Genomic DNA, 21,818 nt, shown 5'->3' with positions numbered 1-21,818 from the left:
TATCACGTTGTTTGCACAGGACGAACCGATTAACCGGCGCGACAAGGCTGGCCTCAGCGCGTAAAATAGAGGCTCACACTCACCGTATAGGACTGGTATGTCGCTGAAAATAGACGTTATCAAAGATAAGATCCTCTCTGAAAACTACTTCGTGTTACGCAATATCACCTACGATTTGACCCGCCGCAACGGAGAGGTGATCCGCCACCGCCGCGAGGTGTACGATCGCGGCAACGGGGCAACCATTTTGCTCTATAACCGGGAGAAACGCAGCGTGGTGCTGGTTCGCCAGTTCCGTATTGCCACCTGGGTGAACGGCAACGAAGATGGTCGTTTGATTGAGCCCTGCGCCGGACTGCTGGACAACGATGCGCCGGAAGTGTGTGCGCGTAAAGAGGCGATGGAGGAGACGGGTTACGAGGTCGGTGAAGTACGTAAGGTGTTCGAACTGTATATGTCCCCTGGCGGCGTCACCGAAATTGTTCACTTCTTTATTGCCGAATATAACGCCAGCCTGAAGGCTAATGCGGGCGGCGGCGTGGAAGATGAGGATATTGAAGTCCTTGAGATGCCTTTCACCCAGGCGCTGGACGCGGTGGCCAGCGGCGAGATACGTGACGCTAAGGCAGTGATATTACTGCAATATTTACAGGCCTCTGGTCTAATGTCTTGATATTAATCGGGTTAATAACATGTATTTAGAATAAATCTATCCGATAAATCCGATTGAGTCCGCTACCCCAAGAAGACGAAGATACGCTGTTTATTTGCCAGGCTTCTACTTTTGGGGTTGTACCGTTCATGCGTTATCGCGTTTTGCTGCTGCTACTGCTTAATCTGTTTGTCGCCTCGTTTGCGTGGGCGGCACCCGCCCAGCAGAATTTCTCCGACTGGCAGGTGACCTGTAATAACCAAAATTTCTGCGTAGCACGCAATACCGGCGAACACCATGGACTCGTCATGACGTTGACGCGCAGCGCGGGAGCGCGAACCGATGCGCAGCTGCGTATCGAGCTTGGCGGCAGCCAGACACCGTCGGCAAAAGAGCCGCCTGTTGCGCCGCGCCTGCTGATTGACGGTATGCCGCTGCGGCTGGAGCCTCAGCACTGGGCGATGTCACCGTGGCGGTTGATCACCGAGCATGCGCCTACCATCAGCGTATTCTTACAGACCATTCAGAATGCGCAGGCGATTACCCTGAAAGAGGGGCAGGGCACCATCTCCCTGATTGGGCTCAAGGCGGCGCTGCTGTTTATTGATGCGCAGCAAAAGCGCGTCGGCAGCGAAACCGCATGGATTAAAAAGGGCGATAATCCCTCTCTCAGCGTGCCGCCTGCCCCGGCATTGAAAGGGGTGGCGGTAGTAAACCCAACGCCGACCCCGCTTACCCGTGAAGAGATGGATTCCCTGCTGGATTACGGCAGCATGCGGATGAACAGCAGCCAGTGCTCGCTGGATCCGATGCGGCGAGAGGTGCGTGTGACAGCCCTTACCGACGATAAAGCGCTGCTGATCGTGAGCTGTGAGGCGGGAGCTTACAATACGGTGGATCTCGCCTGGCTTGTATCGCGTCATAAGCCTTACGCGACCAAAGCGGTGCGCCTGCGCCTGCCCTTTACCCCCGGCAGCGGCAACGATGAGATGGAGTTAATGAATGCTGAATTCGATCAGAAAGCCCGCGAATTGACAACGCTTGCCAAAGGTCGCGGGCTGGCGGATTGCGGTATCCAGACGCGCTGGCGTTTTGACGGCCAGCGCTTTCGTCTGGTGCGCTATGCAGAAGAGCCAAGCTGTGATAGCTGGCATGGGCCAGACGCCTGGCCCACGCTGTGGATCACACGTTAAGCACTTTTTTCGCTTTAGCGACCACGTTCTCAACGGTAAAGCCAAAGAACGGGAACAGCTTATCGGCCGGAGCGGACTCACCGTAGCCGGTCATCCCAACAATCGCCCCCTTCAGGCCAACGTATTTGTACCAGTAGTCGGCAATCCCGGCCTCAACGGCCACGCGGGCGCTGACGTCTGATGGCAGCACCGACTCACGGTACGCGTCATCCTGGGCATCAAAAATGTCCGTCGATGGCAGAGAAACCACCCGCACCTTATGGCCCTCGGCGCTCAGCTGCTCCGCCGCCTTCATGGTGATCTCAACTTCAGAGCCGGTCGCGATCAGGATCAGATCCGGCTGGCCGTCGCTGTCCTTCAGAATATAGCCGCCGCGGGAGATGGCTTTCACCTGCTCCGGGGTACGCTCCATCTGGGTAAGGTTCTGACGTGAGAGGATCAGCGCGGTCGGGCCGTTGTGCCGCTCAATCGCCAGTTTCCAGCCAACGGCTGCTTCGACCTGGTCACAGGGACGCCATGTGCTGAAGTTTGGCGTCAGGCGCAGGCTGGCGAGCTGCTCAACCGCCTGGTGCGTCGGGCCATCTTCCCCCAGACCAATGGAGTCATGGGTGTAAACCATGATTTGCCGCGCCTTCATCAGCGCCGCCATGCGCGCAGCGTTACGCGCGTACTCGACGAACATCAGGAAGGTGGCGGTATAAGGCACGAAGCCGCCGTGGTGGGCGATACCGTTGGCAATGGCGGTCATACCGAACTCGCGCACGCCGTAGTGAATGTAGTTCCCGGCCGGGTCCTCTTTCAGCGACGTCGATCCGGACCAGATGGTCAGGTTACTTGGCGCAAGGTCCGCCGATCCCCCCAGCAGTTCCGGCAGCGCTGGGCCGTACTGGTTGAGCGCGTTTTGCGAGGCCTTACGGGTGGCCACCTTCGCTGGCTCGGCCTGCAGTTTAGTGATGTACTCTTGGGTCAGCTGCTCCCAATTCTCTGGCAGGCCACCGCCCATACGACGGGAGAATTCTGCTGCCAGCTCGGGGTGTGCCTTCTCATAGGCGGCAAACTTCTCTTTCCATGACTGCTGGGCTTTTTCACCGCGCTCGCGGCCATCCCACGCCTTGTAGATCTCTTTTGGGATCTCAAAGGCCGGATGCTTCCAGCCCAGCTTCTGGCGGGTCAGGGCAACTTCTTCTTCCCCCAGCGCCGCGCCGTGGGAGTCCTCTTTACCCGCTTTGTTCGGCGAGCCAAAGCCAATCACCGTGCGGCAGATGATCAGCGACGGTTTATCTTTCACGCTCTGCGCTTCAAGGATGGCCGCTTTAATCGCCTCTGGATCGTGACCGTCAATCTCATGCACTACGTGCCAGTGATAGGCTTCAAAGCGCTTAGCGGTATCGTCGGTAAACCAGCCTTCGGTTTCACCGTCGATAGAGATGCCGTTGTGGTCATAGAAGCCAATCAGCTTGCCCAGCCCCAGCGTACCCGCTAAAGAGCAGACCTCGTGGGAGATCCCCTCCATCAGGCAGCCGTCGCCCATAAAGGTATAGGTGAAGTGATCGACGATCTCATGTCCCGGCTGGTTAAACTGCGCTGCCAGCGTGCGCTCGGCAATCGCCAGCCCCACCGCGTTAGCCAGCCCCTGGCCGAGCGGGCCGGTGGTGGTCTCAACGCCCGGCGTATAGCCGATTTCCGGGTGGCCCGGCGTTTTCGAGTGCAGCTGACGGAAGTTTTTCAACTCCTCAATCGGCAGATCGTAGCCGGAGAGGTGCAGCAGGCTGTAGAGCAACATTGAGGCGTGGCCGTTAGAGAGAATAAAACGGTCGCGGTCATACCATGTCGGATCGGTCGGGTTATGCTTGAGGAAGTCGTTCCACAGCACTTCAGCAATATCGGCCATGCCCATGGGCGCGCCAGGGTGGCCGGAGTTGGCTTTTTGTACCGCGTCCATGCTCAGGGCGCGAATAGCGTTGGCAAGCTCTTTACGAGACATATTTCACTCCATGACAAAAATTAAAGTTTAGCGGCAAGCAGATCTTCGAGTTTGCGCTGATCAACGGCGAACTGGCGGATACCGTCAGAGAGTTTTTCTACCGCCATCGGATCCTGGTTATGTTCCCAGCGGAATTCAGCTTCGGTCAGCGGCTCCTGACGTGGGAAGCTCTGTGAGGTTGGGACCAGCTTGCGCTCAATGGTGCCCTCTTTGTCCTGTAACTCCTGAAGCAGAGATGGAGAGATGGTCAGGCGGTCGCAGCCGGCCAGGGCGACAATCTGTTCGATCCGGCGGAAGCTTGCCCCCATCACGATGGTTTCATAGCGGTTGCGCTTGTAGTAATCGTAGATATTACGTACCGATTTCACGCCCGGATCCTCTTCAACCACGTAGGGATCCTGCGGCTTGCGCTGCTGGTACCAGTCGTAGATACGCCCTACAAACGGGGAGATCAGGTAGACGCCCGCTTCGGCGCAGGCTCGTGCCTGGGCAAAGGAGAAGAGCAGGGTCAGGTTACACTTAATGCCTTCTCTCTCCAGCTCTTCTGCGGCGCGGATCCCTTCCCAGGTGGAGGCCAGCTTGATCAGAATGCGTGACTTGTCGATGCCCAGCTCCTCATAGAGCTGCACGATACGGCGCGCCTTGGCGATGCTCTTCTCTTTATCAAAGGAGAGGCGCGCATCAACTTCGGTAGAGACGCGGCCCGGAATGCTTTTCAGAATTTCCGCACCAATATTCACCGCCAGCTTGTCGCTGGCTTCGGCAACCTGCTGCTCCTGAGTCTTACCGCGCGCTTTACCGTACTCCAACGCATCATCAACCAGATGCGAGAAGTGCTCCAGCGCTGCGGCTTTCAGCAGCAGGGAGGGGTTAGTGGTGGCGTCTTCCGGTTGATAGTGGCGAATGGATTCGATATCACCGCTGTCGGCTACGACGGTGGTGAACTGTTTGATGCCGTCTAGATAGTTCATACACAATACTCCTTGAAAAGCAAAAGCTTACGTGAGTGCGTTGGTTCACACCTTCGTGGAAAATAGAACATGCATAACAAAAAAGCATAGCAGACGGACACCGGTTTGCTGGCGTAAGGGCATAACACCGTTGATATAAATTGATAACAAATTTTGCGGCGGGGTAGTCAGAGTTTGGCAGCGTTCAAAGTTTATGCCGCGCTCAACGGCGATACTAGGGGGCGCGTCAGGAGCGCTATCACGCTTCAACCCTACAAACGATACGTGAAAGGAACATCATAATGGACGACCAGTTAAAACAGAGTGCCCTCGATTTTCACGAGTTCCCCATTCCCGGTAAAATTCAGGTCTCCCCAACCAAGCCGCTCGCTACGCAACGCGATTTAGCGCTGGCCTATTCGCCGGGCGTCGCCGCCCCCTGTCTGGAGATTGAAAAAGATCCGCTCGCAGCTTTTAAGTACACCGCACGCGGCAACCTCGTGGGGGTCGTCTCCAACGGCACGGCGGTGCTGGGGCTGGGCAATATCGGCGCGCTGGCGGGCAAACCAGTGATGGAGGGCAAAGGCGTTCTGTTTAAGAAATTTGCCGGCATCGACGTCTTTGATATCGAGGTCGATGAGCTGGATCCGGACAAGTTTATCGACGTGGTGGCGGCGCTCGAGCCGACCTTCGGCGGCATCAACCTTGAGGATATCAAAGCCCCGGAGTGCTTCTATATTGAGGCAAAGCTGCGCGAGCGGATGAATATTCCGGTATTCCATGACGACCAGCACGGCACGGCGATCATCAGCACCGCGGCTATTCTCAACGGTCTGCGGGTGGTGGAGAAGAACCTCTCCGACGTGCGGATGGTGGTCTCCGGCGCAGGGGCGGCGGCCATCGCCTGTATGAACCTGCTGGTGGCGCTGGGAATGCAGAAGCACAACATCGTGGTGTGCGACTCCAAAGGGGTGATCTACCAAGGCCGTGAGACACCCATGGCCGAAACCAAGGCCGCTTACGCCATTGAGGACAACGGCAAGCGTACGCTGGCAGAAGTGATGCAAGACGCGGACATCTTCCTTGGCTGCTCGGGCCCCAACGTGCTGACCCAGGAGATGGTAAAGCAGATGGCGCGTCAGCCGCTGATCCTCGCCCTGGCGAACCCGGAGCCGGAGATCCTTCCCCCGCTGGCGAAAGCGGTGCGTGCGGACGCCATCATCTGTACCGGGCGCTCTGACTACCCTAACCAGGTCAATAACGTGCTCTGCTTCCCGTTCATCTTCCGTGGCGCGCTCGATGTGGGCGCTACGGCGATCAACGAAGAGATGAAGCTGGCGGCGGTGCACGCCATTGCCGAGCTGGCCCATGCCGAGCAGAGCGAAGTGGTGGCCTCGGCCTATGGCGATCAGGATTTGAGCTTCGGCCCTGAGTACCTGATCCCCAAACCCTTCGATCCACGTCTGATCGTCAAGATCGCCCCGGCGGTCGCGAAAGCGGCGATGGACTCGGGCGTAGCGACGCGACCCATCGCCGACTTTACCGCCTATGTTGATAAGCTCACCGAGTTTGTCTACAAAACCAACCTGTTCATGAAGCCGGTCTTCTCTCAGGCGCGCAACGATCCGAAGCGGGTGGTGCTGGCGGAGGGCGAGGAGGCACGCGTTCTGCACGCAACTCAGGAGCTGGTCACACTCGGGCTGGCGAAGCCAATTCTGGTGGGTCGCCCCGGCGTCATCGAGATGCGTATCCAGAAGCTGGGCTTGCAGATCCGTCCCGGCGTTGACTTTGAGATCGTAAATAACGAATCCGACCCGCGCTTCAAAGAGTACTGGAGCGAGTATTACAGCATCATGAAGCGCAGCGGCATCACCCAGGAGCAGGCCCAGCGGGCGGTAATCAGCAACACCACGGTGATTGGGGCGATCATGGTTCAGCGCGGCGAGGCGGATGCGATGATCTGCGGCACCATCGGCGACTATCACGAGCATTTTAGCGTGGTTCAGCAGCTGTTTGGCTATCGCGACGGAGTGCATACGGCGGGCGCGATGAATGCGCTGCTGCTGCCGAGCGGCAACACCTTTATTGCTGATACCTACGTCAACGACGATCCGACCCCGGAGCAGCTGGCGGACATTACTCTGATGGCGGCCCAGACCGTGCGCCGGTTCGGCATTGAGCCGCGGGTGGCTCTGCTGTCGCACTCGAACTTCGGCTCGTCGAACTCACCGGCGGCGTGCAAAATGCGCGAGACGCTGGCGAAAGTGCGCGAACGCGATCCGCATCTGATGGTTGACGGGGAGATGCACGGCGACGCCGCGCTGGTTGAGAGCATCCGACAGGACCGGATGCCGGATAGCCCGCTGAAAGGCTCGGCTAATATCTTGATTATGCCTAACGTCGAGGCGGCGCGCATTAGTTACAACTTACTGCGCGTCTCCAGCTCGGAGGGCGTCACCGTCGGGCCGGTGCTGATGGGCGTGGCAAAACCGGTGCACGTGCTGACGCCTATCGCCTCTGTCCGCCGCATCGTCAACATGGTGGCGCTGGCAGTGGTAGAGGCGCAGACGCAGCCGCTATAAGAGCGTTAAATCCACTCTTTGACTTTAATAAACTCGCTGAGGGCGGCTTCCGGGCTGCCCTCCTGCGGCTGGTAGTTATACTCCCACGCCACCTTCGGCGGCATCGACATCAGAATCGACTCCGTGCGCCCGCCGGTCTGTAAGCCAAACAGCGTCCCGCGATCCCACACCAGGTTAAATTCAACGTAGCGACCCCGGCGATAGAGCTGGAAGTTGCGCTCGCGATCGCCGTACGCCATCGCTTTCCGCCGCTGGACAATCGGCAGGTAAGCCTGGGTATACCCATCGCCCACCGCCTGGGCAAAGGCGAAGCACTGGTTAAAGTCTGGCGTGTTGAGATCGTCAAAGAAGAGGCCGCCGATGCCGCGCTGTTCGTGGCGGTGCTTCAGATAGAAGTAGTCATCGCACCACTTTTTGTAGCGCGGATAGACCTCTTCGCCGAACGGCTGGCAGAGATCCCGTGCGGTGCGGTGCCAGTGCACGGCGTCCTCGCTAAAGCCGTAGTAGGGCGTGAGGTCGAAACCGCCGCCAAACCACCAGACCGGATCCTCACCCGGCTTCTCGGCAATGAAGAAGCGCACGTTGGCGTGGCTGGTCGGTACGTAGGGGTTGTGGGGATGGACCACCAGCGAAACGCCCATGGCTTCAAAGCTGCGCCCGGCCAGCTCGGGGCGGTGCGCGGTCGCCGAGGCGGGCAGGACGTCGCCGTGCACGTGGGAGAAGTTCACTCCCGCCTGCTCGAAGACGCCGCCATCGCGTAGAACGCGGGTGCGCCCACCGCCGCCGGCCTCACGCTGCCAGTTATCTTCAAAGAAGTCGCTGCCGTCGACGGCGGAAAGCTGCTGGCAGATCCTGTCCTGCAGCTGAAGGAAAAAGGCTTTAACAGTGTTTGCGTCAGGTTTGCTCATCAACGTTTCTTCGAGTGCGCTTTGTGATTATCGAACCAGCTAAAGTAGCTCAGCACGCCAGAGGCGATAGCCGTGGCGATCTTCTGGCGAAACGCCTTGGTACCCAGCAGCTGCTCTTCAGCAGGGTTAGTAATAAAGGAGGTCTCGACCAGTACCGAGGGGACGGAGGGAGACTTCAGCACCACAAACGCCGCCTGCTCGGTGTGCTTGCTGTGCAGGCGGTGCACCGGCTTGATCTGCTTGAGAATATGCGAGCCAAGGGTCAGGCTGTTCTTAATGGTGTCGGTCTGCACCAGGTCAAACAGCACCTGCTGCAAATAGTGATCTTTATCGCGCGCTTTTTTACCGGCCAGGTCGTCGGCGGCGTTCTCGCGATCGGAGAGGTATTTTGCCATGGCGCTACTCGCTCCCCGGTTGGAGAGGGCAAATACCGACGCGCCTGCTGCATCGGGATTGGTAAAGCCGTCGGCATGAATCGACATAAAGAGATCCGCGCCGTGCTGGTGGGCAATCTCCACGCGGTCGTAGAGCGGGATAAAGGTATCCCCGGTACGCGTCAGCCGCGCGTCGATGCCTTTGCTGCGCAGGATCGCTCGCACGTTCTTGGCGATCGCCAGTACCACATGCTTCTCTTTCGAGCCGTTATGACCGATGGCACCGGTGTCGATCCCGCCATGGCCAGGATCCAGCATGACCACGCGTCTGGCCCCGGCCTTCTTGGCTTTCGGCTTAGTGTGCCCGTTGCCGGTTTTCAGCGATGAATCATCTTTTGCGATGGCCCGCGACGTGCCTGTCAGTGTCAATGCCGCCAGACCTGCTTTCAGAACCTGACGACGCGATGTAAGTACTTTTAATGGTTTAAATGTGCTCATACGACTCGAAATGTATTCCTGCGTCCCTGGTGTTGTAGCGTATCGCCTACAAGCTTACGACACGTCACGTTTTGAATTGCTTTATTTTTCATTTCAATACGTGACAATCCATCATTATGCCATTTTTTCGTTGTCATTTCGCCGCATATTGGCTTCACTGGCACTTCACGCCATAATCAACCTTTTGATCCTGAAGGCAGGTACATACCATGGAGATACGCGTTTTTCGCCAGGCCGACTTCGAAGAGGTGATCACCCTGTGGGAGCGCTGCGACCTGCTGCGACCATGGAACGATCCGGAGATGGACATCGAACGCAAGCTAAATCATGACGTTAGCCTGTTCCTGGTGGCCGAGGTCGGCGGGGAAGTCGTCGGTACGGTGATGGGAGGCTACGACGGCCATCGCGGCTCGGCCTACTATCTCGGGGTGCATCCGGAGTTCCGGGGGCGGGGGATCGCCAACGCGCTGCTTAACCGCCTGGAGAAAAAGCTGATTGCCCGTGGCTGCCCGAAGATCAACATTCAGGTGCGGGAAGAGAACGACCTCGTGCTGGGAATGTACGAGCGTTTGGGCTATGAGCATGCCGACGTCGTTAACCTCGGCAAGCGCCTGATTGAAGATGAAGAGTATTGAGTTTTAGTCAACCAAGACAAAAGGATTTAAGCCATGAAATCGCTGCGTATGCTTCTCTGCGTCCTGCCGCTGGCCCTGACCGGCTGTTCGACTCTCGGGTCGGTGAACTGGTCAGCCGCCAACCCCTGGAACTGGTTTGGTTCCTCATCAGAGGTCACTGACGAAGGCGTGGGGGGCCTGACGGCGGATACCGCGCTGGATGAGGCGTCTATCGCTGATGCGTTGGACGGTGACTACCGCCTGCGCAGCGGGATGCGCTCCGATCAGGGCGGCAACGTTATCCGCTTTTATGAGGCGCTGGATGGGGATAAAGTCGCGCTGATCGTCAACGGTGAAAACGGCAAAGTGAGCCGCATCGACGTGCTCGACAGCAGCATTGAGAGCGACACCGGAGCTAAAGTCGGTATGCCCTTCAGTGAACTGTATGACAAAGCCTACGGCAACTGCACCAAAGCCACCGGCGACGACAGCGGCGGCGTGGAGTGTAAGGCTCAGGGCAGCCAGCACGTCAGCTATGTCTTTACTGGCAGCTGGAACGGCCCGGAGGGGTTAATGCCGCCGGATGACGAGCTGAAAAAATGGTCCCTGAATAAGATTATTTGGCGTCGTTAATTGATCGGAACAATCCTGGTTCTCTGAAAAAACGCGTACAATAGCGCGATTAATGCCGCGGCTGCGCGGCATATTTTTTAGAGGAGTAGCGATGTCTCAGGTTCAAAGCGGCATTTTGCCAGAACACTGCCGGGCGGCGATTTGGATCGAAGCGAACGTAAAGGGCGACGTTAACGCCCTGCGCGAAGGCAGTAAAATTTTTGCCGATAAGCTGGCTAACTTCCAGCTCGCCTTTGCTGAGGCGAATCTCGGGGCGGTAGTGGCCTTTGGTCATCGCGTCTGGCCCGAACTGAGCGGAGGGGAAGGGGCCGAAGAGCTGAAAGAGTTTGTTCCCTACGGCAAAGGGCTGGCCCCGGCTACCCAGTACGATGTGATGATCCACATTCTCTCTCTGCGTCACGACGTTAACTTCTCTGTCGCCCAGGCGGCGCTGGCGGCGTTTGGTGACGCGCTGGAGGTTAAAGAGGAGACCCACGGCTTCCGCTGGGTAGAGGATCGCGATCTGAGCGGCTTTGTTGACGGCACGGAGAACCCGGCGGGCAGTGAAAAACGCACCGAGGTGGCCGTGATTCAGGAGGGCATCGACGCGGGCGGCAGCTACGTTTTCGTCCAGCGTTGGGAGCATAACCTGAAGCAGCTTAACCGAATGAGCGTGCCGGATCAGGAGATGATGATTGGCCGCACCAAAGAGGCCAATGAAGAGATCGACGGCGACGCCCGGCCGATTACCTCGCACCTGAGCCGCGTCGATCTGAAAGAGAACGGTAAAGGGCTGAAAATCGTGCGTCAGAGCCTGCCTTACGGTACGGCAAGCGGCAAGCACGGGCTCTATTTCTGTGCCTACTGCGCCCGCCTGTACAACATTGAACAACAGCTGCTGAGCATGTTTGGTGATACCGACGGCAAGCGCGACGCTATGCTGCGCTTCACCCGCCCGGTCACCGGCGGCTACTATTTTGCCCCGTCGTTAGACCGTCTGCTGACGCTTTAAGCTCCACCCCTCGTCTGCCTCTTTCCGCAGGGCAGAGGAGGGGCATGTCCGATAGAGCCTACCCGACCATTCAAATGTGACTGCTCTCCCTGTTTAACTTCCTGATTTACATTATTTTCCCTGCCCGCTTTATTAGCGTTTATTTGCAGATAGTTCCTGCAAACATTATTTATTCCAAGAATAAGTTTAAAAGGATTTATGATGACAATAAAAAAGCTATTACTCATAGCGTGTTCGCCCTGCTGTTTTTTTGCAGCGGATGTAAATGCGAGCGACTGGGAAAAGACGATTGCCGACGATCCTTTCTTTGCCGATTCCCGCTTTGATATTTCCGCCAGGAATATGTGGAAATATTTAAAGACGGAAAACCGTTACGATAATGAGCAAGAGCGTTATGCCACCTCTGTACAGCAAGCCTGGGCGCAGGGGCTGACCGTTGACTATACCTCAGGTTATTTCGCTGATTTTATCGGTTTTGATGCGTCCTATTACAGCGCCGCAAAATTAGGCGCCAGTGATAACTTCTCCTCCCGTGCCATTCTCTATAACGACGACGGAGAAGCCAAAGGCTATACCAAAATTGGTCAGCGCTATGCAAAGCTGAAAATGGATATTCTTCGCGCTAAAGTAAACGTCAAAGGCGGCTGGTTTACTATCAAGAATACCGGCATCTTCTCTAACTCACAGCGCATGTCCCTCAACACGCATTCAGGCTGGTTTGCCAATACGGCCATCGATAATGTCAGTGTTGATACGCTGTTTCTCGACGGGAAGGTGATGCGGCGTGATAGCCCGAACATCGACAGGATGTATATCCGAGATGGCAATGGAGAGAGCCGCAATGTCGATCACGTGATCACCGGTGGCATCAATTACAAGAGTAATCCCTTGAAAGCCTACTACTTCTACGGCGTAGCCGACGATCTGCTTTTCAAGCAGGGCTTTGAAGGCTGGTGGGATGCTTTTCCCGATATTACCCTTGGAACGCAAATCTATGAGCAGGAGTATGGCAGCGACGCGAAAAGAACCACCTCCAGCACCGCGAGGGGAAAACAGGATTTTGATAAGCGAGCCTGGCACTACTCGGCCACTGTCGAATGGCGTATTCCACAAACGCCCTGGAAAATACTGGGTGGTTTAACCTATACCGAGGCCAAGAAAACAAACGGGGTAGGCCAATTTACCCGTAACGTCATTGGTAATGCCCGTGGCCGTTTTAACTCACCGGCCTATGCGGATATTGATTACGTCCGTGACGGTGAAACCATGCTGGCGTTAGCCGCTGAGTATAAATTTACCCCCGATCTCTCGGTGGGCGTGCGGACGAACTACAGTGAGTTCGAGTATGAAGGCGAAACATTGCGTCAGGGGCAGTTGGGGATGTACAGCAACTGGAACCCGGCTAAAAACTGGTCTGTTTATTTAAATGGTGGTTACGGCTGGCATCATGAGCAAGAGTCAGACTACACCACGCCAAAACTTTATGATGGACATTCGCAACGCGCTAACTCTCTTTGCGGAGAAATGAGCGTAACTTATCGGTTCAGCCTTTAAACACGCTCACACCCGATAAGTTTATTCATGCTGAATATATTTCTTATGGATATCAAAAGCTATTTTGCAAAAACGGTACCTCTGGACCTGATTAAAAAAACCTATTTTCTGTTTTATGAGAATCCACGGATCCTCTTCTCAGTTAACGATGTATGCGAGTTTCTCGATTTAAACAGGAAGCAGGTTGGGTTTATCTTAACCATTCTGGTCAGATTGCAAATGGTTTGCCGGGAGATTAAACGGAACGGCACGAGCCATCGCTATCTCTATCGCGCCAGATGATACCGCGCTGTAAGCGGTGCCCGGCTATCGCCCTGGTGAGCCCGGACACCGCTTATGCTCTTTTCTGCTTGCAAATCACCAAACGGTATATAAAACCGTTACTCCTTTCGTACTGCTTATAAATAAACTGTGTTTTTGATAGTCATCACAGATATAAGGGTGCGCAATGGCCGTTAACTTACTGAAAAAAGGATATCTGACGCTTGCCGCTTCAGTGTTGCTGGTAGCGCAGGCGCAGGCGACGGAGTTGCTCAACAGCTCCTATGACGTCTCTCGCGAGCTGTTTGCCGCCCTTAATCCCCCGTTTGAGCAGCAGTGGGCGAAAGAGAACGGCGGCGACACGCTGACGATCAAACAGTCACACGCGGGCTCCTCCAAGCAGGCGCTGGCTATCTTACAGGGGCTGAAGGCGGACGTGGTGACCTATAACCAGATCACCGACGTGCAGATCCTGCATGATAAAGGCAAGCTTATCCCAGCGGATTGGCAGAGCCGCCTGCCGAACAACAGCTCGCCGTTCTACTCCACGATGGCGTTCCTGGTGCGCAAGGGCAACCCGAAAAATATCCACGACTGGCGCGATCTGGTGCGCGCTGACGTCAAGCTGATCTTCCCGAATCCGAAAACCTCCGGCAACGCCCGCTATACCTATCTGGCAGCATGGGGCGCGGCGGATAAAGCTGACGGCGGCGATAAGGCAAAAACCGAACAGTTCATGACTCAGTTCCTGAAAAATGTTGAGGTGTTTGATACCGGCGGCCGTGGCGCCACCACCACCTTCGTTGAGCGTGGCCTCGGCGATGTGCTCATCACATTTGAATCCGAAGTGAACACCATTCGTAAGCAGTATGAGGATCAGGGCTTTGAGGTTGTGGTGCCAAAGGTCAACATCCTGGCGGAGTTCCCGGTGGCATGGGTTGATAAAAACGTGAAGGCCAACGGCACAGAGAAGGCGGCGAAAGCGTACCTGAACTATCTCTATAGTCCGCAGGCGCAGACCATCATTACTGATTACTACTACCGGGTGAATAACCCGGACGTGATGGAGAAGCTGAAGGACAAGTTTCCGCAGACCGAACTGTTTAAGGTGGAAGATCGCTTTGGCTCCTGGCCAGACGTGATGAAAACCCACTTTACGAGCGGCGGCGAGCTGGACAAGTTGCTGGCGGCGGGGCGTAGCTAATGTTTGCAGTGGCTTCAAAACGCGTGCTGCCCGGCTTTACCCTAAGCCTTGGAACCAGCCTGCTGTTCGTTTGCCTGATCCTGCTCTTGCCTCTTAGCGCGCTGGTTATGCAGCTCTCAGAGATGAGCTGGGCGCAGTACTGGGAGGTGGTGACTAATCCGCAGGTTGTCGCCGCCTATAAGGTTACCCTGCTGTCGGCCTTTGTCGCCTCGATTTTCAACGGCGTCTTTGGCCTGCTGATGGCGTGGATCCTGACGCGCTACCGTTTCCCTGGGCGCACCCTGCTGGATGCACTGATGGACCTGCCGTTTGCCCTACCGACGGCGGTGGCGGGCCTGACCCTCGCCTCGCTCTTTTCCGTCAACGGATTTTACGGCCAGTGGCTGGCGCAGTTTGATATCAAAGTCACCTATACCTGGCTCGGCATTGCCGTGGCGATGGCCTTTACCAGCATCCCCTTTGTGGTGCGGACGGTGCAGCCGGTGCTGGAGGAGCTAGGGCCGGAGTATGAAGAGGCGGCCCAGACCCTGGGCGCAACGCGGCTGCAAAGCTTCCGTAAAGTCGTGATGCCAGAGCTTTCTCCGGCGCTGCTGGCGGGCGTGGCGCTGTCGTTTACCCGCAGCCTTGGGGAGTTCGGCGCGGTGATTTTTATCGCTGGCAACATCGCCTGGAAAACCGAAGTGACCTCGCTGATGATTTTCGTGCGTCTGCAAGAGTTTGACTACCCGGCGGCGAGCGCTATCGCCTCGGTGATCCTTGCGGCCTCACTGCTGCTGCTGTTCTCAATTAATACTCTGCAAAGTCGCTTTGGTCGACGGGTGGTAGGTCACTAATGGCGGAAGTCTCCCAATTGAAACACGATCGTTCCCGGATTAACTGGGGTAAATGGTTCCTGATCGGTACCGGGATGCTGATCTCGGCATTCATCCTGGTGGTGCCGATGGTCTACATTTTCGTGCAGGCCTTTAGTAAAGGGCTGATGCCGGTGCTGGAGAACCTCGCCAATCCGGATATGCTCCACGCTATCTGGCTGACGGTGCTGATTGCCCTGATCACCGTTCCGGTTAACCTTGTATTCGGAACGCTGCTCGCCTGGCTGGTGACCCGCTTTAATTTCCCCGGTCGTCAGCTGCTGTTGACCCTGCTCGATATACCGTTTGCCGTATCGCCGGTGGTGGCGGGCCTTGTCTACCTGCTGTTTTATGGCTCCAACGGCCCGCTTGGCGGCTGGCTCGACGAGCACAATTTACAGATTATGTTCGCATGGCCCGGCATGGCGCTGGTGACCATTTTCGTCACCTGTCCGTTTGTGGTGCGTGAGCTGGTGCCGGTGATGCTTAGCCAGGGCAGCCACGAGGACGAGGCCGCAATTTTGTTGGGTGCATCCGGCTGGCAGATGTTCCGTCGCGTCACGCTGCCGAACATTCGCTGGGCGCTGCTCTACGGCGTGGTGCTGACCAACGCCCGCGCCATCGGCGAGTTTGGTGCGGTATCGGTGGTGTCCGGCTCTATTCGCGGCGAAACCCTGTCGCTGCCGCTACAGATTGAGTTACTCGAGCAGGACTACAACACGGTGGGATCCTTTACCGCCGCGGCCCTGCTGACGTTAATGGCTATTTTGACCCTGTTTTTAAAGAGTGGGTTGCAGTGGCGTTTACATAATCAAGAGAAACGCTCGCAACAGGAGGGAAATCATGAGCATTGAGATTGCCAATATTAAGAAGTCTTTTGGTCGCACCCAGGTGCTGAATGATATCTCGCTGGATATCCCTTCCGGGCAGATGGTAGCGCTGCTGGGGCCGTCCGGCTCGGGCAAAACCACGCTGCTGCGTATTATTGCCGGGCTTGAGCACCAGACCAGCGGACATATCCGTTTTCACGGCACTGACGTGGGCCGTCTGCATGCCCGCGACCGTAAGGTCGGCTTTGTGTTTCAGCACTACGCGCTGTTCCGCCATATGACGGTGTTCGACAACATTGCCTTTGGCCTGACGGTGCTACCGCGACGCGAGAGACCGAACGCGGCGGCGATCAAAGCCAAGGTGACCAAACTGCTGGAGATGGTTCAGCTGGCGCATCTTGCCGATCGCTATCCGGCTCAGCTCTCCGGCGGGCAGAAGCAGCGCGTCGCGCTGGCACGCGCCCTGGCCCCGGATCCGCAGATCCTGCTGCTGGATGAGCCTTTTGGTGCGCTGGATGCGCAGGTGCGTAAAGAGCTGCGTCGTTGGCTGCGTGAGCTGCACGAAGAGCTTAAATTCACCAGCGTCTTCGTGACCCACGATCAGGAGGAGGCGATGGAAGTGGCCGACCGCGTGGTGGTCATGAGCCAGGGCAATATTGAGCAGGTCGATGTCCCCGAGCAGGTCTGGCGTGAGCCTGCGACCCGCTTCGTATTGGAATTTATGGGGGAGGTAAACCGTCTGCACGGCGTAGTGCGCGGCAGTCAGTTCCACGTTGGCGCGCACCGCTGGCCGCTGGGTTACACGCCGGCGCACCAGGGCGAGGTCGATCTCTTCCTGCGTCCGTGGGAAGTGGATATCAGCCGCCGTACCAGCCTAGACGCGCCGCTGCCGGTAGTCGTCGTTGAAGCCAGCCCAAAAGGGCACTATACCCAACTGGTGGTGCAGCCTCAGGGCTGGTATGACGAACCGCTGTCGGTGGTGCTGCGTGGAGAGGATGCGCCGCAGCGCGGTGAACGTCTGTTCATCGGCCTGCAAAATGCGCGTCTCTACCATGGCACCGAGCGTCTTGCCGAGCGTGGGGATCTTGCTCTGGCGCACTCTGCCTGATAGTTTAACGTTACGTGGTTTTTGCCGGGTGGCGCTGCGCTTACCCGGCCTACAAAGCTCCCCGTAGGCCCGGTAAGCGATAGCGCCACCGGGCTTTTTATTGGATAGCGATCGTGAACACACTCGAACACACCATCGGCAATACCCCTCTGGTAAAACTTCAGCGTATGACCCCCGACAACGGCAGTGAAATCTGGGTCAAGCTGGAGGGAAATAATCCTGCCGGCTCGGTAAAGGACCGGGCCGCGCTCTCGATGATCGTACAGGCAGAGAAGCGGGGCGAGATAAAACCCGGCGACGTACTGATTGAGGCCACCAGCGGCAACACCGGTATCGCTCTGGCGATGATCGCCGCACTCAAAGGCTACCGCATGAAGCTGTTCATGCCGGACAATATGAGTCAGGAGCGACGTGCAGCGATGCACGCCTACGGCGCGGAGTTGATTCTGGTGAGCCGTGAGCAGGGGATGGAGGGGGCGCGGGATCTGGCTGCGGCGATGGCCCAGCGCGGGGAGGGTAAGCTTCTCGACCAGTTCAATAATCCCGATAATCCTTATGCCCACTACACTACCACCGGGCCAGAGATCTGGCAGCAGACCGGCGGCCGCATCAGCCATTTTGTCTCCAGCATGGGCACGACCGGCACTATTACCGGGGTATCGCGTTTTCTGCGCGAGCAGGCGAAACCGGTGTCCATCGTCGGCCTGCAGCCGGAAGAGGGGAGCAGCATTCCCGGTATCCGCCGCTGGCCAGCGGAGTACATGCCGGGCATTTTCAACGCCTCGCTGGTGGATCAGGTGCTGGATATTCACCAGCGCGACGCTGAGAACACCATGCGGGCGCTGGCGGTGCGGGAGGGGATCTTCTGCGGCGTGAGCTCCGGCGGCGCGGTTGCGGGTGCAATTCGCGTGGCCAATGAAAATCCGGGGGCGGTGGTGGTGGCGATTATCTGCGACCGTGGCGATCGCTACCTGTCAACCGGCGTATTTGGTGAGGAGAGCTATGCCCAGGGGGCGGGGATTTAACTATTATGGAGATGATCTTATTTCGGGATAAGACCCGAGCGCAGCAGACGGATATCGTGGCGGTGCAGTCTCAGGTGGTCTACGGCAGCGTTGGCAACAGCATCGCCGTGCCCAATATTCGTCAGCATCAGCTGACCGTCACGGCGGTACCTACGGTGCTGTTCAGCAATACGCCGCACTACGATACCTTCTACGGCGGCGTCATTCCCGACGAGTGGTTCAGCGGCTACCTGAAAGCGCTAGGGGAGCGGGATATTCTGCGTGAGCTGAAGGCGGTGACCACCGGCTATATGGGCAGCGCCAGCCAGATTGCGCTGCTGGCGCAGTGGCTCCGTACGGTAAAAGAGACGCATCCGGATCTGCTGATTCTGGTGGACCCGGTGATCGGTGATATCGACAGCGGCACCTACGTGCATCCTGACATCCCTGAGGCCTATCGTCAGCATCTGCTGCCGCTGGCCCAGGGCATCACCCCCAACGTCTATGAGCTGGAAATATTGAGCGGCCAGCCGTGCCGGGATCCTGAAAGCGCCGTTGCAGCGGCGAAAGGGCTGCTGTCAGAGACGCTCAAGTGGGTGGCCATTACCAGCGCGCCCGTTGCCGACGACCCGGACGCGATCCATATTGTGCTGGTTACTGAAGAGGGGGTGACCATCAGTGCACACCCACGGGTAGCCACCGATCTGAAAGGTACGGGCGATCTCTTCTGCTCTGAGCTGGTGAGCCATATCGTGCAGGGGACGAGGGTGGCAGAGGCGATGGGTCGTGCAGGCGATCGGGTTACAGCGGTAATGCGCTATACCCAGCAGGCAGGTTACGATGAATTAATATTACCGGCCTGATTTTATCAAGATAAGAAACAAAAATGGCACCCGGGTGGGTGCCATTTTGCATTCCGGCAAGAATTACTTCTTAATGCGGATCACCGGGGTCTCGCCCACGGTTACGCTACCGGACAGCTTGTTCAGCTCTTTGATCTCGTCCATGTTGGAGATAACAACCGGCGTCAGGGTAGACTTGGCTTTCTCTTCCAGCAGCGGCAGATCGAACTCGATGACCGGATCGCCAACCTTAACGCGCTGGCCTTCTTCAGCGATACGTTTGAAACCTTCGCCTTTCAGCTCAACGGTATCGATACCGAAGTGAACGAACAGCTCAATGCCGCTATCGGATTCGATAGAGAAGGCATGGTTGGTTTCAAAAATCTTGCCAATGGTGCCATCAACAGGCGCAACCATTTTGTTGCCGGTTGGTTTGATAGCGATGCCATCACCAACGATTTTTTCAGCAAACACCACATCCGGCACATCTTCGATATTGACGATCTCGCCAGACAGCGGAGCAATAATCTCAATGGTTCCGGTATCTTTCTTATCGTCAGAAACCAGAGATTTCAGTTTATCGAACAAACCCATGATCTTCTCCTAAGCAGTAATTTGGGCCGCATCTCGTGGATTAGCAGATTGTTTTTTCTTCAATGAACTTGTTAACCAGCGTCATTAACTCGTCCGTTGTCGGTTGAGCAAGAGCCTGCTCTGCTAAAACCTTCGCATCTTCGAAGTTCGTGTTACGAATAATCTTCTTAATGCGCGGGATAGAAATGGCACTCATACTGAATTCATCCAGCCCCATCCCCAGCAACAGAAGTGTAGCACGTTCGTCGCCTGCAAGCTCTCCACACATGCCGGTCCATTTACCTTCAGCATGAGAAGCATCAATAACTTGCTTAATTAAGGTCAATACAGACGGCGACATCGGCTGATACAGATGGGAGATCATATCATTACCGCGGTCAACTGCCAGGGTGTACTGGGTTAAGTCGTTGGTGCCGATACTGAAGAAATCGACCTCTTTCGCCAGGTGACGGGCGATAGTGGCTGCGGCAGGGGTCTCCACCATGACGCCCACTTCAATGCTCTCGTCAAAAGCTTTACCCTCGTCACGCAGCTCCTGCTTGAAGGTTTCGATCGCTTTTTTCAGCACGCGCACCTCTTCAACAGAGATGATCATCGGGAACATGATGCGCAGCTTGCCGAACGCGGAGGCACGCAGGATAGCGCGGACCTGGTCACGGAGGATCTCTTTACGATCCATAGCGATACGCACGGCACGCCAGCCGAGGAACGGGTTCTCTTCTTTCGGGAAGTTCATGTACGGCAGCTCTTTATCGCCGCCAATGTCCATGGTACGGACGATCACTGCCTGAGAGCCGCAGGCTTCTGCCACCGCTTTATAGGCAGCAAACTGCTCTTCTTCAGTAGGCAGCGCGTCACGGTCCATAAACAGGAATTCGGTACGGTAGAGACCTACGCCTTCTGCGCCGTTGCGCTCGGCGCCGTCTACGTCACGCACGGTACCAATGTTGGCGCACACTTCGACCTGATGGCCGTCAAGGGTGATCGCCGGCAGATCTTTCAGCTTCGCCAGTTCAGCTTTCTCGGAAGCAACCTGCTCCTGCACGTTACGCAGGTTTTCGATCTCATCGTTGGTGGGATTAACATAAACTTTGTTATTCACCGCATCGAGGATCAGATAGTCGTCGTTTTTCACCTGGGAGGTGACGCTACCGGTACCCACGATGGCAGGCAGCTCAAGAGAGCGCGCCATGATAGAGGTGTGGGAGGTGCGTCCACCCGCGTCGGTGATAAAGCCCAGCACCTTGTTCAGGTTCAGCTGTGCAGTTTCTGACGGAGTCAAATCCGCCGCAACCAGAATGACTTCGTCCTGAATAGCGCTCAGGTCGATGATCGCCAGGCCGAGGATGTTGCGCAGCAGGCGTTTACCGATGTCGCGCACGTCAGCCGCACGCTCTTTCAGGTACTCGTCGTCCAGCTCTTCCAGGGCAGTTGCCTGACCTTCGATAACTTCATGCGCAGCTGCATCAGCCGTCATGTTTTTATCTTTAATCAGGGCTATGATTTCCTGCTCCAGCTCCTCATCTTCCAGCAACATGATGTGGCCTTCGAAGATGGCTTCTTTTTCTTCACCGAAGGTTTCACCAGCTTTGGTTTTGATCGTTTCGAGCTGTGCGGATGCCTTGGCACGACCGCTCAGAAAACGTTCAACTTCCTGATCAACCTTATCGGCAGAAATTTTTTTCCGGTCGATGACGATCTCGTCTTCTTTCAGCAGCAGTGCTTTGCCGAAAGCGATACCCGGGGATGCTAAAATGCCTGAAATCATAACCCTACCTTACTTGTGACTGATTTTTTAAAAGAACCCGGAACTTACTCGAGTTCAGCCATCAGTTTTACCAGATGCTCTACGGCTTTCTGCTCGTCTTCGCCTTCGGCGGACAGCGTTACAACGGTACCCTGGGTCAGGCCCAGAGTCTGGAGTTTGAACAGGCTTTTTGCGCTAGCGCTTTTGCCGTTGGAGGTCACAGTGATCTCTGAAGTGAAGCCTTTCGCTTCTTTCACAAACTGAGCAGCAGGGCGGGTATGCAGACCGTTCGGAGCGGTAATGGTAACTTCTTGCTGGAACATTATATTTCCCCAACTTATAGGTTTAGTGTTGTGGATCTAAAGTCTAGCCTGGCGGCACAACTTTAGCCTGTATTGTTAGCGCCGGCATAACGGGACGCGGGGCAAAAGTTCGCCTGCGCAA

Annotated in this window: 20 protein-coding genes; 13 read left to right on the top strand and 7 right to left on the bottom strand. The window is 56.5% G+C overall.

The genetic code is table 11. The features are described from left to right. The first annotated feature begins 97 nt into the window (after positions 1 to 97). Together nudK and NR795_RS10965 are read left to right on the top strand one after the other, a co-directional pair. Complete coding sequence (nudK, locus tag NR795_RS10970; protein ID WP_257758203.1) at positions 98 to 673, top strand: GDP-mannose pyrophosphatase NudK; 576 nt, start codon at positions 98 to 100, stop codon at positions 671 to 673. Between the two features lie 128 nt (positions 674 to 801). Further along, positions 802 to 1,845 carry a DUF1176 domain-containing protein gene (locus NR795_RS10965; protein ID WP_144818204.1) on the top strand — a complete coding sequence of 348 codons (1,044 nt, stop codon included), beginning with the start codon at positions 802 to 804 and terminating at the stop codon, positions 1,843 to 1,845. Here NR795_RS10965 and tkt read toward each other — a convergent pair. Together tkt and tal are read right to left on the bottom strand one after the other, a co-directional pair. Next, the gene (gene tkt / locus NR795_RS10960; protein ID WP_144818205.1) at positions 1,835 to 3,829 is read right to left on the bottom strand and encodes a transketolase; all 1,995 of its coding nucleotides are present in this window, start codon (positions 3,827 to 3,829) and stop codon (positions 1,835 to 1,837) included. The genes NR795_RS10965 and tkt overlap by 11 nt on opposite strands. Before the next feature lie 20 nt (positions 3,830 to 3,849). Then, positions 3,850 to 4,800, bottom strand: a complete 951-nt coding sequence (tal, locus tag NR795_RS10955) for a transaldolase (protein WP_042389377.1) — start codon at positions 4,798 to 4,800, stop codon at positions 3,850 to 3,852. Between the two features lie 281 nt (positions 4,801 to 5,081). Here tal and maeB point away from each other — a divergent pair, with 281 nt between their 5' ends. After that, entirely contained in the window at positions 5,082 to 7,361 is a 2,280-nt protein-coding gene (gene maeB / locus NR795_RS10950; protein WP_257758202.1) for an NADP-dependent oxaloacetate-decarboxylating malate dehydrogenase, read from the top strand. Between the two features lie 5 nt (positions 7,362 to 7,366). Here the strand turns inward: maeB and hemF are convergent, their stop codons facing one another. Beyond that, positions 7,367 to 8,269: an oxygen-dependent coproporphyrinogen oxidase gene (gene hemF, locus NR795_RS10945; protein ID WP_257758201.1), complete on the bottom strand. Its 903-nt coding sequence runs from the start codon at positions 8,267 to 8,269 to the stop codon at positions 7,367 to 7,369. Further along, positions 8,269 to 9,141: an N-acetylmuramoyl-L-alanine amidase AmiA gene (gene amiA, locus NR795_RS10940; protein WP_144818209.1), complete on the bottom strand. Its 873-nt coding sequence runs from the start codon at positions 9,139 to 9,141 to the stop codon at positions 8,269 to 8,271. Before amiA ends, hemF begins: the two co-directional genes overlap by 1 nt. Positions 9,142 to 9,350: 209 nt before the next feature. Here amiA and NR795_RS10935 point away from each other — a divergent pair, with 209 nt between their 5' ends. From NR795_RS10935 to pdxK, 10 genes are all read left to right on the top strand, one after another. Further along, on the top strand, positions 9,351 to 9,776 hold the full coding sequence (locus NR795_RS10935) for a GNAT family acetyltransferase (RefSeq protein ID WP_144818210.1): 426 nt from the start codon (positions 9,351 to 9,353) through the stop codon (positions 9,774 to 9,776). A gap of 33 nt (positions 9,777 to 9,809) precedes the next feature. After that, the gene (locus NR795_RS10930; RefSeq protein ID WP_257758200.1) at positions 9,810 to 10,388 is read left to right on the top strand and encodes an RpoE-regulated lipoprotein; all 579 of its coding nucleotides are present in this window, start codon (positions 9,810 to 9,812) and stop codon (positions 10,386 to 10,388) included. Between the two features lie 91 nt (positions 10,389 to 10,479). Continuing rightward, positions 10,480 to 11,379 (top strand): Dyp-type peroxidase, encoded by a 900-nt coding sequence (locus NR795_RS10925; protein WP_222888458.1) that lies wholly within the window; start codon positions 10,480 to 10,482, stop codon positions 11,377 to 11,379. A 198-nt stretch (positions 11,380 to 11,577) separates the two neighbouring features. Next, positions 11,578 to 12,933 (top strand): OprD family porin, encoded by a 1,356-nt coding sequence (locus NR795_RS10920; RefSeq protein WP_257758199.1) that lies wholly within the window; start codon positions 11,578 to 11,580, stop codon positions 12,931 to 12,933. A 448-nt stretch (positions 12,934 to 13,381) separates the two neighbouring features. After that, positions 13,382 to 14,398, top strand: a complete 1,017-nt coding sequence (locus tag NR795_RS10915) for a sulfate ABC transporter substrate-binding protein (protein ID WP_257758198.1) — start codon at positions 13,382 to 13,384, stop codon at positions 14,396 to 14,398. Next, entirely contained in the window at positions 14,398 to 15,231 is an 834-nt protein-coding gene (gene cysT, locus NR795_RS10910; RefSeq protein WP_042389399.1) for a sulfate/thiosulfate ABC transporter permease CysT, read from the top strand. The genes NR795_RS10915 and cysT overlap by 1 nt, the downstream gene beginning before the upstream one ends. Beyond that, positions 15,231 to 16,103: a sulfate/thiosulfate ABC transporter permease CysW gene (gene cysW, locus NR795_RS10905; RefSeq protein ID WP_257758197.1), complete on the top strand. Its 873-nt coding sequence runs from the start codon at positions 15,231 to 15,233 to the stop codon at positions 16,101 to 16,103. The genes cysT and cysW overlap by 1 nt, the downstream gene beginning before the upstream one ends. Continuing rightward, the gene (gene cysA, locus NR795_RS10900) at positions 16,093 to 17,187 is read left to right on the top strand and encodes a sulfate/thiosulfate ABC transporter ATP-binding protein CysA (protein WP_042389407.1); all 1,095 of its coding nucleotides are present in this window, start codon (positions 16,093 to 16,095) and stop codon (positions 17,185 to 17,187) included. The genes cysW and cysA overlap by 11 nt, the downstream gene beginning before the upstream one ends. Positions 17,188 to 17,300: 113 nt before the next feature. Beyond that, on the top strand, positions 17,301 to 18,212 hold the full coding sequence (gene cysM, locus NR795_RS10895) for a cysteine synthase CysM (protein ID WP_257758196.1): 912 nt from the start codon (positions 17,301 to 17,303) through the stop codon (positions 18,210 to 18,212). A gap of 5 nt (positions 18,213 to 18,217) precedes the next feature. Further along, positions 18,218 to 19,054, top strand: a complete 837-nt coding sequence (gene pdxK, locus NR795_RS10890; RefSeq protein WP_144818217.1) for a pyridoxine/pyridoxal/pyridoxamine kinase — start codon at positions 18,218 to 18,220, stop codon at positions 19,052 to 19,054. A 63-nt stretch (positions 19,055 to 19,117) separates the two neighbouring features. Here the strand turns inward: pdxK and crr are convergent, their stop codons facing one another. Genes crr through ptsH form a run of 3 tightly spaced genes read right to left on the bottom strand, consistent with a single transcriptional unit; the run spans position 19,118 to position 21,697 of the window. After that, on the bottom strand, positions 19,118 to 19,627 hold the full coding sequence (gene crr, locus NR795_RS10885; protein ID WP_042389417.1) for a PTS glucose transporter subunit IIA: 510 nt from the start codon (positions 19,625 to 19,627) through the stop codon (positions 19,118 to 19,120). 40 nt (positions 19,628 to 19,667) lie between these two features. Next, on the bottom strand, positions 19,668 to 21,395 hold the full coding sequence (gene ptsI, locus NR795_RS10880) for a phosphoenolpyruvate-protein phosphotransferase PtsI (RefSeq protein ID WP_144818218.1): 1,728 nt from the start codon (positions 21,393 to 21,395) through the stop codon (positions 19,668 to 19,670). Between the two features lie 44 nt (positions 21,396 to 21,439). Next, the gene (gene ptsH, locus NR795_RS10875; protein WP_002913505.1) at positions 21,440 to 21,697 is read right to left on the bottom strand and encodes a phosphocarrier protein Hpr; all 258 of its coding nucleotides are present in this window, start codon (positions 21,695 to 21,697) and stop codon (positions 21,440 to 21,442) included. Between the last annotated feature and the right edge of the window lie 121 nt (positions 21,698 to 21,818).

Source organism: Pseudescherichia sp. L3 (genome assembly GCF_024656065.1).
In the GTDB taxonomy this organism is placed as follows: domain Bacteria; phylum Pseudomonadota; class Gammaproteobacteria; order Enterobacterales; family Enterobacteriaceae; genus Pseudescherichia.
This window is presented reverse-complemented; position numbering and strand designations above follow the sequence as displayed.

What these genes read in the sequence shown, in the direction of transcription:
- NR795_RS10930 (WP_257758200.1), top strand. Translation starts at nt 9,810, where the DNA reads ATGAAATCGCTGCGTATGCTTCTCTGCGTCCTGCCGCTGGCCCTGACC.
- NR795_RS10935 (WP_144818210.1), top strand. Translation starts at nt 9,351, where the DNA reads ATGGAGATACGCGTTTTTCGCCAGGCCGACTTCGAAGAGGTGATCACC.
- cysT (WP_042389399.1), top strand. Translation starts at nt 14,398, where the DNA reads ATGTTTGCAGTGGCTTCAAAACGCGTGCTGCCCGGCTTTACCCTAAGC.
- NR795_RS10915 (WP_257758198.1), top strand. Translation starts at nt 13,382, where the DNA reads ATGGCCGTTAACTTACTGAAAAAAGGATATCTGACGCTTGCCGCTTCA.
- NR795_RS10920 (WP_257758199.1), top strand. Translation starts at nt 11,578, where the DNA reads ATGATGACAATAAAAAAGCTATTACTCATAGCGTGTTCGCCCTGCTGT.
- NR795_RS10925 (WP_222888458.1), top strand. Translation starts at nt 10,480, where the DNA reads ATGTCTCAGGTTCAAAGCGGCATTTTGCCAGAACACTGCCGGGCGGCG.
- hemF (WP_257758201.1), bottom strand. Translation starts at nt 8,269, where the DNA reads ATGAGCAAACCTGACGCAAACACTGTTAAAGCCTTTTTCCTTCAGCTG.
- tkt (WP_144818205.1), bottom strand. Translation starts at nt 3,829, where the DNA reads ATGTCTCGTAAAGAGCTTGCCAACGCTATTCGCGCCCTGAGCATGGAC.
- NR795_RS10965 (WP_144818204.1), top strand. Translation starts at nt 802, where the DNA reads ATGCGTTATCGCGTTTTGCTGCTGCTACTGCTTAATCTGTTTGTCGCC.
- pdxK (WP_144818217.1), top strand. Translation starts at nt 18,218, where the DNA reads ATGGAGATGATCTTATTTCGGGATAAGACCCGAGCGCAGCAGACGGAT.
- crr (WP_042389417.1), bottom strand. Translation starts at nt 19,627, where the DNA reads ATGGGTTTGTTCGATAAACTGAAATCTCTGGTTTCTGACGATAAGAAA.
- maeB (WP_257758202.1), top strand. Translation starts at nt 5,082, where the DNA reads ATGGACGACCAGTTAAAACAGAGTGCCCTCGATTTTCACGAGTTCCCC.
- cysA (WP_042389407.1), top strand. Translation starts at nt 16,093, where the DNA reads ATGAGCATTGAGATTGCCAATATTAAGAAGTCTTTTGGTCGCACCCAG.
- nudK (WP_257758203.1), top strand. Translation starts at nt 98, where the DNA reads ATGTCGCTGAAAATAGACGTTATCAAAGATAAGATCCTCTCTGAAAAC.
- ptsI (WP_144818218.1), bottom strand. Translation starts at nt 21,395, where the DNA reads ATGATTTCAGGCATTTTAGCATCCCCGGGTATCGCTTTCGGCAAAGCA.
- ptsH (WP_002913505.1), bottom strand. Translation starts at nt 21,697, where the DNA reads ATGTTCCAGCAAGAAGTTACCATTACCGCTCCGAACGGTCTGCATACC.
- tal (WP_042389377.1), bottom strand. Translation starts at nt 4,800, where the DNA reads ATGAACTATCTAGACGGCATCAAACAGTTCACCACCGTCGTAGCCGAC.
- cysW (WP_257758197.1), top strand. Translation starts at nt 15,231, where the DNA reads ATGGCGGAAGTCTCCCAATTGAAACACGATCGTTCCCGGATTAACTGG.
- amiA (WP_144818209.1), bottom strand. Translation starts at nt 9,141, where the DNA reads ATGAGCACATTTAAACCATTAAAAGTACTTACATCGCGTCGTCAGGTT.